The organism is Streptomyces sp. NPDC058701, assembly GCF_042715295.1.
GTDB lineage: Bacteria > Actinomycetota > Actinomycetes > Streptomycetales > Streptomycetaceae > Streptomyces.
In genome coordinates, this window is the sequence record NZ_JBHXSY010000151.1 from 1 (window position 1) to 1123 (window position 1123).

Here is a 1123-nt window from a genome sequence, read left to right on the forward strand (position 1 = left end):
TCCCGCCGCCCCTTACGACGCTTTGTTGCTGTTGTCCTTCGGTGGTCCGGAGGGGCCCGATGACGTGGTGCCGTTCCTGGAGAACGTGACGCGGGGGCGGGGGATCCCGCGTGAGCGGTTGAGGGAGGTGGGGCAGCACTATTTCGGTTTCGGCGGGGTGAGTCCGATCAACGGGCAGAACCGGGAGCTGTTGGAGGTGCTGCGTGGGGATTTCGCGGAGCACGGGCTGGATCTGCCGGTGTACTGGGGGAACCGGAACTGGGCTCCGTACCTGACGGACGTGTTGCGGGAGATGGCGGCGGACGGGCGGCGGCGGGTCGCGGTGCTGGCGACGAGTGCGTACGCGTCGTATTCGGGGTGCCGGCAGTACCGGGAGGATCTGGCCGGGGCTCTGGCGGTTCTGGCGGGGGAGGGTGTGGTGCTGCCGCGGGTGGACAAGCTGCGGCACTACTTCAACCATCCGGGTTTCGTGCGGCCGATGGTGGACGGGGTGCTGGCGTCTTTGGCTTCGTTGCCGGAGGGGGTGCGGGCGGGGGCGCGTCTGGTGTTCACGACGCATTCGATTCCGACGGCGGCGGCGGATACGTCGGGGCCGGTGGAGGGGCACACGGCCGGCGGTGTGGGTGGGGCGTATGTGCGTCAGCATCTGGATGTGGCGGGGGTGATCGCGGAGGCGGTGCGGGCGGAGACGGGTTTCGGGCTGCCGTGGGAGCTGGTGTACCAGTCGCGCAGTGGTGCCCCGCAGATTCCGTGGCTGGAGCCGGACGTCTGTGATCACCTGGAGGCGCTGCACGGGGCGGGGGCGGCGGCGGCGGTGATCGTGCCGGTCGGGTTCGTGTCGGACCACATGGAGGTTCTGTACGACCTGGACACGGAGGCGGTGGCGAAGGCGGCGGAGCTGGGGCTGCCGGTGGCGCGGTCGGCGACGGTGGGGGCGGATCCGCGGTTCGCGGCGGCGGTGCGGGAGCTGGTGCTGGAGCGGGCTGCGGCCGAGCGCGGTGAGCCGGTCGGGCGGTGCGCGATGGGGTCGCTGGGGGCGAGTCACGACGTGTGCCCGGTGGGCTGCTGCCCGGCGCGCGCGCCCCGGCCGGCGGCCGCGGGCGCCGACAGCCCGTACCCGTAG

1 protein-coding gene is annotated in these 1123 nt (G+C 72.2%); it reads left to right on the plus strand.

Going from position 1 to position 1123, the window contains the following annotated elements:
• On the plus strand, positions 1-1123 hold a 1123-nt coding region (locus ACFWW8_RS38645; protein ID WP_386537629.1), incomplete at its 5' end, for a ferrochelatase.